Annotated in this window: 15 protein-coding genes and 1 pseudogene; 14 read left to right on the top strand and 2 right to left on the bottom strand. The window is 68.3% G+C overall.

Translation table 11 applies throughout. The features are described from left to right. The 8 genes and pseudogenes from J2W14_RS00080 to J2W14_RS00045 all read left to right on the top strand — a co-directional run. A pseudogene (locus J2W14_RS00080) lies at positions 1-831 on the top strand (DUF4194 domain-containing protein); the annotation flags it as partial. A gap of 200 nt (positions 832-1,031) precedes the next feature. Further along, entirely contained in the window at positions 1,032-4,508 is a 3,477-nt protein-coding gene (locus J2W14_RS00075) for an ATP-binding protein (protein WP_307456627.1), read from the top strand. 193 nt (positions 4,509-4,701) lie between these two features. Next, positions 4,702-5,802: an iron-siderophore ABC transporter substrate-binding protein gene (locus J2W14_RS00070; RefSeq protein ID WP_307456625.1), complete on the top strand. Its 1,101-nt coding sequence runs from the start codon at positions 4,702-4,704 to the stop codon at positions 5,800-5,802. 10 nt (positions 5,803-5,812) lie between these two features. Next, positions 5,813-6,886: a FecCD family ABC transporter permease gene (locus J2W14_RS00065; RefSeq protein WP_307456620.1), complete on the top strand. Its 1,074-nt coding sequence runs from the start codon at positions 5,813-5,815 to the stop codon at positions 6,884-6,886. Beyond that, on the top strand, positions 6,883-8,070 hold the full coding sequence (locus J2W14_RS00060; RefSeq protein WP_307456617.1) for a FecCD family ABC transporter permease: 1,188 nt from the start codon (positions 6,883-6,885) through the stop codon (positions 8,068-8,070). Before J2W14_RS00065 ends, J2W14_RS00060 begins: the two co-directional genes overlap by 4 nt. Position 8,071: 1 nt before the next feature. Then, positions 8,072-8,902: an ABC transporter ATP-binding protein gene (locus J2W14_RS00055; protein ID WP_307456614.1), complete on the top strand. Its 831-nt coding sequence runs from the start codon at positions 8,072-8,074 to the stop codon at positions 8,900-8,902. A gap of 65 nt (positions 8,903-8,967) precedes the next feature. Next, on the top strand, positions 8,968-9,978 hold the full coding sequence (locus J2W14_RS00050) for a siderophore-interacting protein (RefSeq protein ID WP_370871172.1): 1,011 nt from the start codon (positions 8,968-8,970) through the stop codon (positions 9,976-9,978). Between the two features lie 103 nt (positions 9,979-10,081). Continuing rightward, complete coding sequence (locus J2W14_RS00045; RefSeq protein ID WP_307456610.1) at positions 10,082-10,918, top strand: SGNH/GDSL hydrolase family protein; 837 nt, start codon at positions 10,082-10,084, stop codon at positions 10,916-10,918. A 44-nt stretch (positions 10,919-10,962) separates the two neighbouring features. On the opposite strand, the gene J2W14_RS00040 is transcribed toward J2W14_RS00045, so the two are convergent. After that, positions 10,963-11,250, bottom strand: a complete 288-nt coding sequence (locus J2W14_RS00040; protein ID WP_307456606.1) for a YciI family protein — start codon at positions 11,248-11,250, stop codon at positions 10,963-10,965. 103 nt (positions 11,251-11,353) lie between these two features. Between J2W14_RS00040 and J2W14_RS00035 the strand changes: the two genes are divergently transcribed. From J2W14_RS00035 to J2W14_RS00025, 3 genes are all read left to right on the top strand, one after another. Continuing rightward, positions 11,354-11,842, top strand: coding sequence for a MarR family winged helix-turn-helix transcriptional regulator (locus tag J2W14_RS00035; protein WP_307456603.1), 489 nt, complete (start codon positions 11,354-11,356; stop codon positions 11,840-11,842). 49 nt (positions 11,843-11,891) lie between these two features. After that, positions 11,892-13,709, top strand: coding sequence for a glutaminase A (glsA, locus tag J2W14_RS00030; RefSeq protein ID WP_307456599.1), 1,818 nt, complete (start codon positions 11,892-11,894; stop codon positions 13,707-13,709). Between the two features lie 70 nt (positions 13,710-13,779). Next, complete coding sequence (locus tag J2W14_RS00025; protein WP_307456596.1) at positions 13,780-14,541, top strand: SGNH/GDSL hydrolase family protein; 762 nt, start codon at positions 13,780-13,782, stop codon at positions 14,539-14,541. Here J2W14_RS00025 and J2W14_RS00020 read toward each other — a convergent pair. Next, positions 14,538-15,284: a ferric reductase-like transmembrane domain-containing protein gene (locus J2W14_RS00020; protein WP_307456593.1), complete on the bottom strand. Its 747-nt coding sequence runs from the start codon at positions 15,282-15,284 to the stop codon at positions 14,538-14,540. The genes J2W14_RS00025 and J2W14_RS00020 overlap by 4 nt on opposite strands. 474 nt (positions 15,285-15,758) lie before the next feature. Here J2W14_RS00020 and rpmB point away from each other — a divergent pair, with 474 nt between their 5' ends. Genes rpmB through rpsN form a run of 3 tightly spaced genes read left to right on the top strand, consistent with a single transcriptional unit; the run spans position 15,759 to position 16,472 of the window. Further along, on the top strand, positions 15,759-15,995 hold the full coding sequence (gene rpmB, locus J2W14_RS00015; protein WP_056342125.1) for a 50S ribosomal protein L28: 237 nt from the start codon (positions 15,759-15,761) through the stop codon (positions 15,993-15,995). Then, the gene (rpmG, locus tag J2W14_RS00010) at positions 15,995-16,162 is read left to right on the top strand and encodes a 50S ribosomal protein L33 (protein ID WP_307456590.1); all 168 of its coding nucleotides are present in this window, start codon (positions 15,995-15,997) and stop codon (positions 16,160-16,162) included. The genes rpmB and rpmG overlap by 1 nt, the downstream gene beginning before the upstream one ends. Positions 16,163-16,166: 4 nt before the next feature. After that, positions 16,167-16,472, top strand: coding sequence for a 30S ribosomal protein S14 (gene rpsN, locus J2W14_RS00005; RefSeq protein ID WP_011693742.1), 306 nt, complete (start codon positions 16,167-16,169; stop codon positions 16,470-16,472). The last annotated feature ends 554 nt before the right edge of the window (positions 16,473-17,026 follow it).

The following is a 17,026-nucleotide window of genomic DNA, read 5'->3' as shown; positions in this document are numbered from 1 at the left end:
ATGACTGAACTTTCCCACGCGGCAGTGGAAGACACGGCCGAGGCAGCCGAGGGTGCCCCCGCGGCCGCGGAGCCCGCCCGGCATGTCCACGCCGCCCCGTTCACGGTCACCCCGCGGGACACGTTCGTCGACGGCGCTGCGCTCTTCCCGGGTGACACCGGCGTGCTCCCGATGAAGGTCCGCCAGGCCCTCGTGAAGCTCCTCAAAGGCCCGTACATCGACGGCGGCCGGGACGAAAAGCTCTGGACCACGCTCCTGGACAACCAGCTGATCCTGCGCAGCCGCCTGTCCGAACTCTTCCTGACCCTGCAGCTGGACCACGAACGCAAGGTGGCCGTCCTGCGCCCGGTGGACCCCGAGGCCATCGGCGGCAGCACCCGCTCCAGCATCCTGCGCCAGCAGCGGGCCCTGAGCCGGGTCGAAACCATCGTGTTGCTCCGCCTGCGCCTGCTCCTGGACCGCCACGTCACGGCACAGACCGACCCCACGATCACGCGCGAGGAAATCGCCGAACTCGTGGCCCACTACCAGCCGGCCGGCCAGCAGGACGCCCTGCGCGATTCCGACGTCGTCAACCGCGCCATCACCAAACTCCTGGCCCGCCAGCTCCTCCTCGCCACCGGCCTCGACGACGTCTACACCATCTCCAACGCCCTCCCCCTGGCCCTCCCCTTCGAAAACATCGGCGACATCCCCGCCCAAATCGACGCCCTGGTAGCCGCCAGCACCGACCAGTCCGGCACCGAACCCCTGCTGGAGTTCGACGGCGACAAGCCAGCTCGCGCGGATGAGGACGCCGAAGGTGACGACGACAACGACGAAGCAGCCGACACGGACAGCGAAGACGACGACGGCGATGCCGCCCAAGGTGAGCTGAGCGACGAAGACGACGATGGCGATGCCGCCCAGGGAGTGGCATCGGGCCTGTCGGAGTCGCGCGCTGAGCTGATCGAAGATCAGCTGCGCGGCGAAGGGGCGGGGGCGGCATCGCCGTCGGCGTCACCCAGCCACACCGAAGCAGAGGCAGCCAAATGAGCATCGCCACCATGCTCCCGATGGGCGAGCTCACGAACCCTGGCCAGATGCGCCTCGCCCTGGTCCAGGTCGTCAACTGGGGCACCTTCCACGGCGCCCACACGATGCACGTGGACCGCAACGGCACCCTGCTGACCGGCAATTCCGGCGTCGGCAAGTCCACGCTGTTCGACGCGATGCTCCGGGTCTTCGACGCCAGGCCGCGCTCCAACGAGGCCGCGGCCCAGCGCGCGGGCGGCGCGGTCGAGGACAAGCGGACCACCTTCACCTACATGCGCGGCAAGGTGGGGGACAAAGCCGTCGGCGAAGGCTCGGCGAGTGCGTTCCAGCGCCCCGGCGCCACCTGGTCCGCGGTCGCGCTGACCTTCGACAACGCCGCCGGCACCCGGGTGACCGTATCGGCGCTGTTCGACCTGCCCAAGAACGGCACGGAGTCCAGCGTCGGCCGGTACTACCTGATCGACAACAAGCCGCTGGACCTCGCGGCAATCGAGGGCATCGCGGAGAAGCGCTTTACCAAGTCGGCGCTGGACGTGCTCTTCCCGGACGCCCAGATCTTCGACGTGCACAAGGCCTTCGCGGAACGCTTCCGGCGCCTGCTCGGGATCAATTCGGACCAGGCCCTGCCGCTGCTGCGGGTCATCCAGGCCGGCAAGGGCCTCGGCGGCAGCGTCAACAACTTCTTCCGGGACCAGGTCCTGGACGCGCCCGCCACGCTGACGGCGGCCGATGACGTCGTCGAGGAATTCAGCAACCTGATGTCGATCCGGCAGCGCCTCGAGGACGTCCGGCAGCAGCGCGACCAGCTGGCCCCGGTCCCCGGGCTGAACAAGGAGTATGCCCAGTCGCTGCTGGACGCGAACCGCCTGCGGGAGCTGGCCGGCGAGGAATTCGAGGCCTACCGGCAGCAGCTGGCCGTCACGGTCCACGAGAAAACGCTCGCCCGGTTCAAGGACCTGGCCCAGGCGAAGGCCAAGGAACTCGGCGCCGAGCGCGGCATCCGGGACGGCCTGGCCAAGGAACTGCGGCAGCTCGAGGCGGACTACAACAACCAGGGCGGCAACGCGATCTCCGCGATCGAGCAGGCGCTGGAGAACGCCCGGGTGGGGCTCAAGCTCCGCCAGCAGGTCGAGGAATCGGCCCGGAAGGCCCTCTCCGACGCCGGCCTGGAACTTCAGTGGTCCGCGGCCGGCTGGGAGCAGGCCCACGAGCATGCGGCCGCCCGCTCGGCCGAGCTGAAAGACGATTCGGAGGCGCTCAAGGAGCTTCGTTTCGAGGCGTTCGACGGCCACGCGACCAGGAAGCGCGAGCTCGCCGCGGCCCAGCAGGAACTGGGGTCGCTCAGGACGCGCAAGTCCCTGCTGCCGCCGTCGAGCATTGAAAACCGCAGCGCCATCGCCGCGGCCACGGGCGTGCCCGAGGAGCAGATGCCGTTCGGCGGCGAGCTGATCGACCTTGCGGAGGGCCAGGAACGGTGGCGGCCGGCCGCCGAGCGGGCGCTGCGCAGCCTCGCCACCACGCTGCTGGTCCCCGGCGAGCACTTCGGCGCCGTGACCCGCTACCTCAACGACCATTCCGTCCGCGGAGCGCTGCGGGCGGTGGACGTCTCGAAGCCGCTCGCCGGCGGGGCGCTGGCCGTGCAGGACGCGGCCGACGGCGATCTGCTCACCAAACTGGACATCCTCATCATGGGACCGTCCGCGGAAGCGGGCGAGTGGATCCGGGAACGGATCGCCCTCGATTTCGCCTACCCCTGCGTTGAGGACCCGGACGAGCTGGCACGGCTGGACAAGGGCCTGAGCCTGGGCGGTGTGGTCAAGCGCAACCGCCATACCGTGGAAAAGGATGACCGTTTCACCGGCCGGCAGGACTATGTCCTCGGCTTCGACAACGCCGCCAAACTGGAGCTGGTGGCCGCGCAGGTCGAGGACCTGCAGCAGGAACTCGCCAAGGCCGCCGAGCTGGCGCAGAGCCGGGAGGAATCGCACCAGGGAATGAGCCGGCAGCTCGAGGCCCTGCGCCGCGTTGCCGACGACCACCGGCCCTGGGAACAGGTCTCGGCCGCCGTGGCCGCGGACGAACTCGCCCGGATCGAGCAGCGGCTCAAGGACGCCCTCGCCGCGCAGGCGGATCTGGAACCGCTGCGGGCCAACATCGAGGCGGCCCGGCACAAGCACCAGTCCAGCACCGAGGCCGCGGCCGTGCTGCAAAGCGAATACAAGGCAGTTGACGCGCAGCTGACCTCCGCCGATTCGCTGCTGGACGCCGCAAGGGACCGCCTGGCGCAGGCGCCGCCGTCGGACGCCACCGTCACGGCACTGGAACCGTACTTCGCGGACTTCGGCGACGTCCTGGAAATGCACGAGCTGGACAACCTCGCCAACCAGGTCCGGACCCGGCTCCTCGCCGAGCTGCACGCGGCCGAATCCCGCGGGCAGGCGACCTCGGAGCGGCTCATGCGCATCTTCGAGGGCTTCGTCCGCGAGTGGGGAACGGCGATTTCCGCGGACCACGGCACCTCGATCGGCGCGGCGGGGGAGTTCGAAGCCCGCTACCACGCCATCGTCAGCGACGGCCTTCCCGCGCAGGAAGCCGAATTCCGGCAGTTCTTCAACCAGCGCACGCACGAATCCTTCAGCACCCTGCTGCACCTGCTGGACGAGGAGCGCCGCTCGATCAGCAGCCGCATCCTGCCGCTCAACGGGATCCTCTCCGAGGTGAACTTCCATGAGGGCAGCTTCCTGGAACTCGACATCAAGCAGACCCTGCCCGCCACCGCCAAGCAGTTCAAGGATGCGATCCAGAACGCGCTGAAGGTCCGGCACACCCGCCCCGGAAAGGCGGCCGCTCCGGCGTCCGGTGCTTCCGGCGCGGAAGCGGACGACGACGCCGAGCTCGGCAACCGCTACAAGTCGCTCGAAACGCTCGTCAAGCGGCTCGGCTCGCAGACCCCCGAGGACCGGCGCTGGCGTGCCGAAGTGCTGGACGTCCGCGGGCACCTCTTTATCCAGTGCAAGGAGCACCGCGAGGTCCAGGGTTCGCGGGCGGCGAAGGGCGGGCGGAAGAAGACCGAGGTCTTTATGCACGCGGACACCGGATCGATGTCCGGCGGCGAGCGGCAGCGCTTCACGGCATTCATCATGGCCGCGGCGCTGAGCTACCAGCTGGGCATCGCCGAGCAGGGCTTCACCACCTACGGCACCGTGATGATGGACGAGGCCTTCGTGCTGGCTTCGGAGGAATTCGCCGGCGCCGGGATCAAGGCGCTGCATGAGTTCGGTTTCCAGCTGCTCCTGGCCGCACCCGAGAACGTGATCGACCTGTCCCGGCACCTTGGTTCCGTCACGGAGATCCTGCGGGACAAGCGCACCAATCGTTCCGGCGTGCTCACCGCTCCCGTCATCGGACCGCGGCCCGGCACCGAGGGGACCTGGCGCTCCGAGGCGAACCCGGTGGACATCGTCCTCCGCTGACCTCCGCCCCAAGCAACGCGGGGTCACCAGCCGCCCATAATCCCCGCCGGGATGGGCCGTAGGTGACCCCGCGTTGCTATTTAAAGCGGGGGTAGGGCTGCGGTTCCGCCTATTAGGTTACGAAAGGTTTGCGTAATTTCCGCAAGGATAGGCTAGCCTTACTTGGGTTCGCATCATTGACCTAAGGAATCCCATGCCTCTCCCTGCCCCGGGCCGCACCGTGCCCAGACGCCGCTTCCTCCGCGCCACCGGCCAGGCAACTGCTGCTCTCGCCGCCGTCGCGCTGTCCCTGACGGCCTGCTCCACCGGCCCGGCCAACTCGACGGCGGCGGACGCCCCCAGCCAGTCGGCCAGCTCCGCCTTCCCCGTGACCATCAAGCACGTGTTCGGCGAGACCACCATCAAGGAACAGCCGACGCGCGTCGTCACCGTGTCCTGGGTCAACGACGATGTGGCACTCGCCCTTGGTGTGGTTCCCGTGGGTGTCCCGAAGAACGAATGGGGCGGCAACGACCAGGGATCCACCCCGTGGAAGGATGCCGCACTCCAAAAGCTCGGCGCCGGCTTCGGTTCGGACAAGGCCCCGGTCCAGTTCTCCGAGGCCGACGGCGTCAACTTCACCGAGATCGCCAAGCTCAACCCGGACGTCATCCTCGGTGCCTACTCCGGCCTCACGGAGGAGGACTACAAGAAGCTCAGCGAAATCGCCCCCGTGGTGGCCCACCCTGAGATCGCCTACGGAACCTCCTGGCAGGATTCCACCGCCATCATCGGCAAGGCCCTCGGCAAGGACGCCGAAGCCACCAAGCTGGTCGCCGACACCGAGGCCACCATCAAGGAAAAGGTCTCCGAGTACCCGCAGATCGCCGGCAAGAGCTTCATCTACGGCAACCTGGAGCCCGCCTCGCCTGACGGAGTCAACGTCTACACCGCCAACGACAACCGCCCCCGCTTCCTCAGCGAGATCGGCATGAAGCTGGCCCCCGTGGTGGAAGATAACTCCAAGGGCTCCAAGGAGTTCTTCATCCCGTGGTCCGCCGAGAAGGCCAACGAACTCGAATCCGACATCTTCGTCACCTGGGTTCCGGACGCAGCCACCACCGACTCCATCAAGGCAGACCCGCTGCTCGGCCAGATCCCGGCCATCAAGAAGGGCACCCTGGTTGCCGACTCGGACAACACCCTGACGCTGTCCATCTCGGCTTCGTCGCCGCTGAGCCTGCCGTGGTCGCTGGACACGTTCCTGCCGCAGCTGGCCACCGCAGCGGACAACGTCACTGCCGCGGTGAAGTAGGCACAATCCCATGAGCCAACTGACGACGACGGCGGTCTCCGCAGCCGCCCGGCCCGCCCCGGAGACACCCACGGGTGTTGCCGTCCCCGCCCGGGGACCGCGCGTGCTCTGGCTGCTGGCCGCCGTCGTCGTGCTGGCGCTCGTGACCCTGGCGTCGTTCGCCATCGGAGCCCGGGGCCTGGCCCTGGACACCGTCTGGCAGGCGCTGACCCGGTTCGATCCGGCCGACGGCGACCACGCCGTTGTCCATGCCCGCATCCCGCGCACCGTCCTGGGCCTGCTGGCCGGGGCCGCCCTCGGGCTCGCGGGAGCCGCGATGCAGGGCGTTGCCCGCAATCCGCTCGCCGACCCGGGCATTATCGGCATCAACGCCGGCGCCGCGCTGGCCGTCGTCACCGGAATCTACATCTTCGGCGTGTCCTCGCTGACCGGGTACATCTGGTTCGCGTTCGTCGGCGCCGCGGCCGCCGCCGTCGTGGTCTACCTGATCGCCTCACTCGGCCGGGACGGCGCGACGCCGGTGAAGCTCGCCCTCGCCGGCGCCGCCCTGAGCGCCGGTCTCTTTTCCCTCATGAACGTCATCCTGGTCTCCAGCCGGGACACCCTGGACCGCTTCAGGTTCTGGCAGGTCGGCGGGATCGCCGGCCGCGACTGGTCCGTGATCCTCCCGGGCCTGCCGTTCCTGCTGCTGGGGGCCGTGATTGTGCTCGCCACCGGCCGGATCCTCAACAACCTCGCCCTCGGCGACGACATCGCCCGCGGCCTGGGCCAGCGCGTCGGGCTGGCCCGCGGCATCACCGCCCTTGGGATCGTCCTGCTCTGCGGCTCGGCCACGGCGCTGGCCGGCCCGATCGGCTTCGTGGGACTTATCATTCCGCACGCCGTCCGGTTCCTCACCGGCCCCGACTACCGCTGGATCCTGCCCTTTTCGCTGGTCCTGGCCCCGGCACTGCTGTTGACCGCCGACATGATCGGCCGCGTGATCCTGCTTCCGGGTGAAGTCCCTGCCGGGATCATGACCGCCCTCGTCGGTGCCCCGGTGTTCGTCTGGCTGGTCCGGCGCAGCAAGGGGGCCGGGCTATGACAACCGCCCCGCAGACCCAGCCCGCAGCGCAGGTCCGGCCCGCAGCGCAGGTCCGGCCCGCCCCCGACGTGACACCCCCCGCCCGGGAATCCCCCGCCGAGGTGACACTTGGCGCCCATGTTCCGCCCAAGCATCGGCGTTTTCTCGCACCTCGCGGGGCCGTGCTCAACCGCACGGGCATCCTGGCCCTGGCCGTCGTGGCACTCTTCGCGGCCAGCGTGCTCCTGGGCAGCTATACCGTCACCATTCCCGACTTCTTCAGGATCCTGGCCGCGCACCTCACCGCAGGCGAGAAGATTCCGGGCGCGAGCTTCATCGTGATGGAGCACAAGCTGCCGCGCGCCGTTGTGGGAACGCTGATCGGGGCCGCGTTCGGGCTGTCCGGCGCGCTGTTCCAGACCATGCTCCGCAACCCCCTGGCCAGTCCGGACGTGATCGGGATCAGCTACGGTGCCAGCGCCGCGGCGGTGACCGCGATTGTCGTCTTCGGCGCGTCCGGTGCCGTGGTTTCGGGTGCCGCCTTCGCCGGTGCCCTGGCCGTGGCCGCCCTGATCTACGGCATCTCCCGCAGCGGATCCCTCGGCTCCGGGGGACAGCGGGGCGACGCCGCCGGCAGCCGGCTGATCCTCGCCGGAGTGGGGATCGCCGCCGCCCTCCACGCCGTGGTCAGCTTCCTGATGACCCGGGCGGACATCCGGACCGCCGCCGAGGTCCTGATCTGGCTCAACGGCTCGCTCAATTCGGCCAACTGGGACCGGGCCGGGGTCCTCGGCCTCGCCCTGCTCGTGCTGGTGCCCGCCGTCGCGGTCCTCGCCGGGCCGCTGCGCATCCTCGAACTCGGCGACGACACCGCGGCGGGCCTGGGCGTCCGGGTCGGGGCGGCCCGGCTGGGCATCGTGGTCACCGCCGTCGGCCTTGCCGCCGCGGCGACGGCGGCCGCCGGGCCCGTGGCGTTCGTCGCGTTTCTCGCCGGGCCGATCGCCCGCCGGTTCGTCCGCAAGGCGAGCCTGCCGGCGTCGGCCCTGGCCGGGGTGCTGATCGTGCTGAGCGCCGACTACTTTGCCGCCAACATCGCGCCGCTCCTGCTGGCCGGAACGGTCCTGCCGGTCGGGGTGGTGACCGGGGCCCTCGGCGCCCCGTTCCTGCTCTGGCTGCTCGTCACTTCCAACCGAAAGGACGCCTGAGATGGCAACTCTCCAGACCTCCGGCCTGCGGCTCAAATACGACCAGCGGACCGTGATCGAGGGGCTCTCCGCGGAAATCCCGGAGGGCAAGGTGACCATGATCGTCGGCGCCAACGCCTGCGGAAAGTCCACCCTGCTCCGGGGCCTCGCCCGGCTGCTCAAGCCTGCCGCCGGCACCGTCACCCTGGACGGGCGGGACATCCACCGCAGACCCGCCCGCGAGGTGGCCCGCACCCTGGGCCTGCTGCCGCAGCATCCCACGGCGCCGGACGGCATCACCGTCCGGGACCTGGTGGGCCGCGGCCGCTACCCGCACCAGGGATTCTTCCGGTCCGCGGGCGGCTCCCCGGACGACGAGCGTGCGGTGCAGCAGGCGATGGCCGCCACCGAAACGCTGGAACTCGCCGGGCGGAACGTGGACGAGCTCTCCGGCGGGCAGCGGCAGCGCGTGTGGATCGCGATGGCCCTGGCCCAGGAGACCGAAGTGCTGCTGCTGGATGAGCCCACCACCTACCTGGACCTCACCCACCAGGTGGAGGTCCTGGACCTCATCACGGACCTCAACAAGCAGCGCGGCACCACCGTGGCGATCGTGCTGCACGACCTCAACCTCGCCGCGCGGTACGCCGACCACATCATCGCGATGAAGAACGGACAGATCGTCGCCGAAGGCGCCGCCCGGTCGGTCGTCACCGAGGAACTCGTCCGCGAGGTGTTCGGCCTGGAGTCCCGGGTGCTCTCGGACCCGGTGTCGGGGGCACCCCTGATCATCCCGGTGGGCCGCCACCATGCCGCCGTCCCGCAAACCACAACCCTGGAGCTGGTCCCATGACTGCCACGAACCCCACCCCGGCCCGCACCCGGTCGGCCCTCAAAACCGCACCCGCCACCGAGCCCATGACCCAGGCCTTCGACGTCCAGGTCACGGCGGTCCAGGAGCTCGGACCGAACTTCCGGCGGGTCACCCTGGGCGGCTATTCGTTGCGGAACTTCGGTGTCCATGGCAGCACCCTGGACCTGCGCATCAAACTCATGATCCCCTCGCTGGCGCCCGACGGCACCGCGCTGCCGCTGCCGGAATTCCGGACGGAGCAGGCCGGCTGGTACCGCGAGTGGCTGGCCATGGATCCTGAAACCCGCGGGTCCATGCGCACCTACACCGTGCGGCAGGAACGCCTCGACGCCGTCTACCCGGAACTCGACGTCGACTTCGTGATGCACTTCGACGCCGCCGGCCACGGCGGACCGGCCGCCAACTGGGCCCGCAACGCCAAACCTGGGGACACCCTGACCCTGATCGGACCCAACAACCGGGCCGCGCACTGCGTCACCGCCGAAACCTACTCGGGGATCGAATGGCGTCCGGGGATGGCCCAGCGGGTCCTGCTGGCCGGTGATGAGACGGCCGTCCCTGCCATCAGCGCCATTCTTGAGAGCCTGCCGCCGTACTTCAGCGGGCATGCCATCCTCGAGGTTCCGGAGGCCGGCGACTTCCAGGGCATCACGACAGCCGCCGACGTCGAGATCACCTGGCTCGCGCGCGGTGCGGCGATCGGCCGGTCACGTCCGCACGGCGAAATGCTGCAGGAAGCGGTCCGGGCCGCCGTGACCCTCCCCGGCTGGGTCGGGCTCCGGCCCTCCGTTGAGCCTGCGGCGGGACCCGAGCCCGAGGACGTCAACGTGGACCACGACATCCTCTGGGAGACCCCCGCCCGGATGGACGCCGCGGCGATCAGCGCCAGCCGGAATCCGGACAAGCCCGCGGGGGCAATGCCGTTCTACGCCTGGATTGCCGGTGAAGCGGGAGTCGTCAAGGAGATGCGCCGGTACCTGGTGCGGGATGTCGGGATCGACCGGAAGCAGGTGGCGTTTATGGGGTACTGGCGGCAGGGGAAGGCCGAGCTCTAGGCGACGCTCCCGCAGCTGTTGCGCCTATTGTTCCGACGCTCCCGCACCTGCTGTGCCCCGCTTGTTCACCCCGGCGTCGTCCGGGTTGGCTAGCGTGGGCGGTATGGCCGAGAAGCTTCTGTCCCCGGGCGCTGACGGGCGGCGGGTTTATGTTGCACTGGGGGATTCCTTCACCGAGGGGGTGGGGGACTACAACTCCCGGCTGCCCAACGGGGTCCGCGGCTGGGCGGACCGCGTGGCGGAGCAGCTGGCCAGGGCGGACCCGGGGTGGCAATACGCCAACCTCGCCATCCGCAGCAAGAGACTGCGGCAGATCATCGCGGAGCAGCTCGAACCCGCGCTGGCCATGGAACCGACCCTGATCACCCTGTACGCGGGCGGGAACGACATCCTGGATCTCGGGACCGACATCCGCGCGTTGATGAAGGACTACGAATACCTCGTCGCCAGGCTTGCCGCGAGCGGGGCCACCGTGGTGCTCTTTACCGGTTTCGACGTCAGGGTCTCGGCGCTGCTGGAACCCCTCAAGCGGCGGAACGCCCTCTACAACCAGCGGGTCCGCGAGGTGGCGGCGAGGTACGAGGCGGTGCTGGTGGATTACTGGTGCTTCGATGCGTTCTACGATCCGCGGATGTGGGATTCGGACCGTCTGCACATGTCCAAGGCCGGCCACAAGTATCTCGCCGGCCAGGTCCTGGGCCAGCTCGGGGTTGCGCACAAGGTCAAGCCCAAGGAATGGGCGCCCGCGGCGAAACTCGGCCTCCGCGACCGGGGGCGCGGACAGCGGCGCTGGGTCAGCGACTGGGTGCTGCCGCTCTTCGCGCGCAAGCTCCGGGGCGTCACGCTCGGGGACGAGCTCAGCCCGCGCTGGCCGGCGCCGGTCAGGGTTCCGCCGAAGGCGGGACTGAAGAAACTCACCGCCAAGGTCCCCGCGGACTGACCCCATTCCTCTTCAGGGGTTCCTCCACGCGGGGCCAGCGGGCGTCAGCTGTCCAGCAGGTTCTCGTAGCCCGGCGCCACCCGGCTCGCGTGGAACTCCTCGACGTCGAACTCGGCCACTCCGTTGATATAGAACGGGTCCCTGGCCAGCGAGGCATCCAGGGCGTCGCGGTCCGCGTTGGAGAGCAGCAGGGCTCCCGTGCGCGGGATCTTCCGCCCCGCGACCATAAAGATGCCCTGGTCGAAGGCGTCCTGCAGCCACGTCACGTGCGCCGGAAGATGGAAGTCAACGATCTCTTCGGGGACCTTATAGGTCAGGGAGACTACATACATAGGGTCAGCCTAGCGTCTGTCCGCGGCGCCCGGGCGGGATTCTCCCGGTCATGGAATCCCGCGAAGTTGAACCGTCAAGCTTCAATGCTCCTAGACTGTATCCATGACTGAACCGCGCTGGCTGAACGCCGACGAACGCCGGGCCTGGCTGGCCCAAGTGAGCATCAACACCCTGCTTCCGGCCGCACTGGACACGCAGCTGCACCATGCGCGCAAGCTCTCTCTTTTCGACTACAACGTCCTCGCGATGCTCTCCGAGGCCGACGGCCGCTTCCTGCCCATGAGCGAACTGGCCGCGCGCACCAGCGCGTCCCTGTCCCGGCTGTCCCACGTGGTCACCAAACTGCAAAGCCGCGGCTGGGTGGAGCGCCGTCCGCACCCCGGGGATGCCCGGGTCACGACGGCGCACCTTACCGACGCGGGAATGGCCACTATCGAGGAGCTCGCCCCAGGACACGTCGAGGCGGTCAGGTCGCTGTTCCTGGACGCCCTGAACGAGAAGGACGTCGCTGACCTCGCCCGGATCGGCGAGAAGATCGTGGGCCGCCTGGACAAGGACCACTGGATCCTGCGGGAGAGCAAGCAGGCGTAAGGGCCGCCGCGAGGCCTGCCGCGACCCGCCGTCGCCTAGTGTTGGCACTATGGAATCGCCGATCGACAGCTACCTGCGCCAGATCCACGCCGAGATCGCCGAGCTCAAGGACGGCAAGCCCTACAGCACCATTCCGGCGATGGCCACCGTGGACCCGGACAACTTCGGCATCGCCCTGGCGACCGTGGACGGCACGGTGTACGAGATCGGTGACACCCGCGAGGAATTCACCATCCAGTCCATCTCCAAGCCCTTCACCTACGGGCTGGCCCTGGAAGACCTCGGCGCCGAGGCCGTGGACGCCAAGGTGGACGTGGAACCGTCCGGGGACTCGTTCAACGAGATCTCCCTGGCCGAAGGGACCGGCCGGCCGGCCAACGCGATGATCAACGCCGGCGCCCTCACCGCCACTTCGCTGATCAGGGGATCCGGCGGGCAGTCCGGGTTCAAGCGGATCCTCAGCACCTACTCCGCCTTCGCCGGCCGTCAGCTCTCGGTCAGCGAGAAGGTGTTCGAATCCGAGCTCAAGCACGGCCACCGCAACACGGCGCTCGCGTACCTGCTGCGGTCCTTCAACATCATTGAGGACGATCCGACGCCGGTCCTGGAGGACTATTTCCGCCAGTGCTCGGTCCTGGTGAACTGCTTCGACCTCTCGATCATGGCCGCCACCCTGGCCAACGGCGGCCGGAATCCGCTCAGCGGCAAACAGGTGCTGGAGATCGGGCCGGTGGAACGCGTGCTGTCCGTCATGATGACCTCCGGCATGTACGACGACGCCGGGGCCTGGATCAGCAGCGTGGGGATGCCGGGAAAGAGCGGGGTGGCCGGCGGAATCATCGCCGTGCTGCCCGGCCAGGTGGGCCTGGCCGTCTACTCGCCGCCGCTGGATGAGCACGGCAGCAGCGTCCGCGGCCTGGCAACGGCACAGCGCCTCTCCCGGGACATGGAGCTCCACTTCGTCCGCGCGGCCCGGACCGGCCGGTCCGCCATCCTCGCCGCGTACGACGTGACCGAGACGCCCTCGGGCATCCGCCGGAACGACGAGGCCGCCGACGTCCTGCGTGCCCACGGCCACCGGGCGCGGGTCATCGAAGTCAACGGCGACCTCCTCTTCGCCGGAACCGAGTCCATGGTGCGGGAACTCAGCAGCCTGGCGGACGACGTCGAGCTGGTGGTCCTGGACGTGCGCCGCACCGACCAGGTCAGCGAGGTTGCCGTGCGCATGCTGGCCAAGGCCAGGCAGGGGATGACCGACGCCGGCCGGGAACTGGTGCTGATTGAGGCGGATGGTGCCGTCACGGAAGCCCTGGGGCTGTCCGCGCAGCGCCAGGTGCCGTCCTTCGCGTCCCGGAGCGCCGCCGTCGAATACTGTGAAAACCGCCTGCTGGAGCGCCACGGGGACCACCTGCTGCTCCCGGACCACGTGCCGGTCACCGCGTCACCCGCGCTGGCGCCGCTGGAGGAGGCAGACGCCGCGGCGCTGGAGGCGCTGATGACCCCGAAGTCCTACGACGACGGCGACGTCATCCGGCGCGTCGGGCTGCGGTTCGGCGGGGTCTACTTCATCACCTCGGGACGCGTCAGCAGCACGTCCCCGGGACCCACCGCGGACCGCGTGAAGCTGAATACACTCAGCGCCGGCATGACCTTTGGCGAACTCGCGCTGGGCAGCGGGAACCGGCAGGAAACGACCGTCCGGGCGGTCGGCCCGGTGGAGGTCATGGTGCTCAGCGCGGAGGCAATCTCCGAGCTGGAAGCCGCCGACCCGCGCCTGGCCATCGCCCTCTGGAAGGCCCTGACCCGCGACGCCTACACCCGCGTGGAGCAGTACCTGCGCGAAACGGCGGTCCGGATCCGCGAATAGCGGTTCTGCGGCGCCCGCTTGTTTGCGCCCCGCTTTGTTTGCTTGGGGCAACTGCTGGCAGACTGGATCCATGGATTTCACGTCGCGTTATGTAGCCCTTGGCGACTCTTTCACGGAAGGCGTCGGCGACGACGACCCCGCCCGTCCCAACGGCGTCCGGGGCTGGGCGGACCGCGTGGCCGAGCAGCTGGGCGCCGCCGACCCCGGCTTCGGGTACGCCAATCTCGCCATCCGCGGCCGGAAGCTGCGCCAGATCATGGCCGAACAGGTCGACGCCGCCGTCGCCCTCAAACCGACCCTGGTGAGCATCTACGCCGGGGCCAACGACATCCTCCGGCCCAAGGTGGACATCGATGACCTGCTAGTGGACTACGACGCCGGCATCCGCAAACTCACGGCCACCGGCGCAACCGTGGTGATGTTCACCGGTTTCGACTCCCGCGGCTCGAAGATCTTCAGCACGACGCGCGGCCGGACCGCGATCTACAACGAACTGGTCCGCGGCATCGCCGGGGACCACGGCGCCCTCCTGGTGGACTACTGGCGCTTCAGCGAGTATTACGACTGGGGAATGTGGGCGACCGACCGGATGCACATGTCCGCCGCGGGCCACGCGAACATGGCCAAGCGCGTCCTCACCGTCCTGGAGCACGACCACTCCATCGATGTCCCGCCCATGACCCCGGTGCCGGAACTCAGCCGGACCGAGGCCATCCGCGCCAACGCCCGCTGGGTCCGCGAATTCGCCGGACCGTGGGTGGTCCGCCGCGTCACGGGGAAGTCCTCCGGCGACGGACTGACACCGCGCTACCCCCGGCTCACGCACCTCTAGGCACGGAACCCCGGCGTCGCGAGCAGTTCCCCGCTGCCGAGGACGGCGAGCACCTCGACGTCCCAGCTGTCGGTGGCCCAGTTCAGCAACCGCCTCCCGCCGGCGACGACCGCCGTCGCGAGCACATCCGCGGTGAGAATGTCCGCGGCGGCCACCGACACCTGGCGGAAATCGAGGGGTCCGAGCCCGGTCCGGCCGGCTCCGGCCCGGTCTGCCCCGGCCCGCCAGATGTGATTGCCGCGCTCGGCCACCACGGCGATGAACAACCCGATCGACACGATGGCGAGCCACATGTCGGGGACCAGCACCCACAGGGCCACGAGCTCACTGACCGGATCGAGCCCTTCGGCCATCCCGTATCCGACTGCGATGAGGATTCCGTGCGCGAGCAGCAGATACAGCGACGGTTTGCCGAGCTGGCGGTGAAATTCCAGCGCCCGGTCATGCCCGACGGCGCCGTCGATCACCGGGATACGAGCCGCCAGCAGCAACATCAGCAACACCAGATCCATGCCGGCGAGGCCGGCAACGACTCCCAGGGCCGTGAAGGAGCCGGCCAGCGTCGAGAATCCGGCGGCGCCGCCGTCGGCGAGCCACAGTGCGACGGTCAAGGCCACGGAGGCCCACGCGAGCACGGTCAGCAGGTCCGCCCGGAACAAGCGGCTCCGGGACTGACCGCGGAACGGCTCCACGGGAGTGCGGCGTGCCGTGGCCGGCACGGCCATCGGGCGTGAGGAGTTCATGGCTCCACGGTCCGCCCGCAGCCTATCAATTGGCTGTGAAACCGCTAGGGGGTCGATGTGACTTCGCACGGAACCGGGCTTCGCCCCTTATACACCGTCAGATGCCGGATTGGTCTTTAATTCGTCAAGCTCGTAGACTTGGTAGGCGCTAGGTGGCGCGGAGCGTGTGCAATTGCTCCGGTTGGCGGGATCTGTCTGAAAAATTGGCAGTCCTAATGGCCGGTAGTTAGGGGCTCAAGTTGCGTGCACTCCTGTATTCGCCCAGCATCCCGGTACTTCGCGGTGGCCATCCGAAAGGATTCCGCCGCCCGGTAACCGTGGCCCACAATCTTCGCCGCAGTGCGGAAAGCAGTCGGTTCACACCGCTGCCTGACTACTGCCGGAACCCTGTGGGCGCTGGATGCGGACGCCGCCTGCCGCACGGTTACGCGGGAACTCCGCCGATCGTTTCATTTATTTTTGAGGAGAGTCGTCATGGCAGCACACTGCCAGGTGACCGGAGCCGAGCCGGGCTTTGGACACAGCATTTCGCACTCGCACCGTCGCAACAAGCGCCGGTTCGACCCGAACATCCAGAAGAAGCGCTACTGGGTTCCGTCCCTGCGCCGTAATGTCACTCTGCAGCTCTCTGCAAAGGGCATCAAGACCATCGACGTGCGTGGCATCGACGTAGTCGTAGCCGCCATCCTGGCACGAGGAGTGAAGCTCTAATGGCTAAGGACAAGGACGTACGTCCGATCATCAAGCTCAAGTCGACCGCGGGCACGGGTTACACCTACGTGACGCGGAAGAACCGTCGTAACAACCCGGACCGCATGGTTCTGAAGAAGTACGACCCCCGCATCCGCAAGCACGTCGAATTCCGAGAGGAGCGCTAAACACATGGCTAAGAAGTCAATGATCGCTAAGAACGAACAGCGTAAAGTCATCGTCGAGCGTTATGCTGCAAAGCGCCTCGAACTGAAGAAGGCTCTGGTTGACCCCGCGTCGACCGACGAGGCACGCGAAGCTGCACGCCTCGGCCTGCAGAAGCTGCCCCGCAACGCCTCACCGGTACGTCTGCGTAACCGCGACATCATCGATGGCCGCCCGCGCGGTACCTTCCAGAAGTTCGGCATCTCCCGTGTTCGCTTCCGCGACATGGCTCACCGCGGTGAGCTCCCGGGCATCACGAAGTCTTCCTGGTAATTCAGCACCCCTGAAGCCAGTGGCTTGAAGAAGGGCCGGCGCCTCTTGGCGCCGGCCCTTCCTGCATTTAAGGCCCGACGGCGGACAGTTGCGTCTGCAGGAGGGGAAACCGGCCCCGGCTGCCAGGTAGGGCGGTGGATGTGAGCCAGTACACGTGAAGGGCTTTCCCGGTTTCCGGTGGAGAACACGGAGTCCTGCGGCCTGGGTTCCGTGTGGTGGCGGGGTTTTTGGGGGGGTGGGGGGTGGTGTGGGGGTGGATTTGTGTGTGGTCGGTGGGGTGTGTAAAGTAATTCGAGTCGCCGCCGCTGATGCGGAGAGATTGCGACCGACCCCCTGACAAACATCCTGAAAATGGTTCGTGGTTTTGCGTGCTGTTTGAGGGTGGGGGCCTGGTTTGGTGGAGTTGCTGGTCGCGGAAACGCTGGTTTGCAAAGCTTCGCTGGTTCGGGTAAGTTTGGGAAGTTGCTCCGGAGCGATCCACGGCTGAGGTTGTGGTGGTGCCGGGTGTGTCTGTTGTTTGAGAACTCAATAGTGTGCCAAGTTTGTTGATACCA

The sequence above is a fragment of the Pseudarthrobacter oxydans genome, assembly GCF_030812335.1.
GTDB lineage: Bacteria > Actinomycetota > Actinomycetes > Actinomycetales > Micrococcaceae > Arthrobacter > Arthrobacter oxydans_B.
The sequence above is the reverse complement of the archived record's forward strand: the minus strand, read 5'-3'. Positions and strand labels throughout refer to the sequence as shown.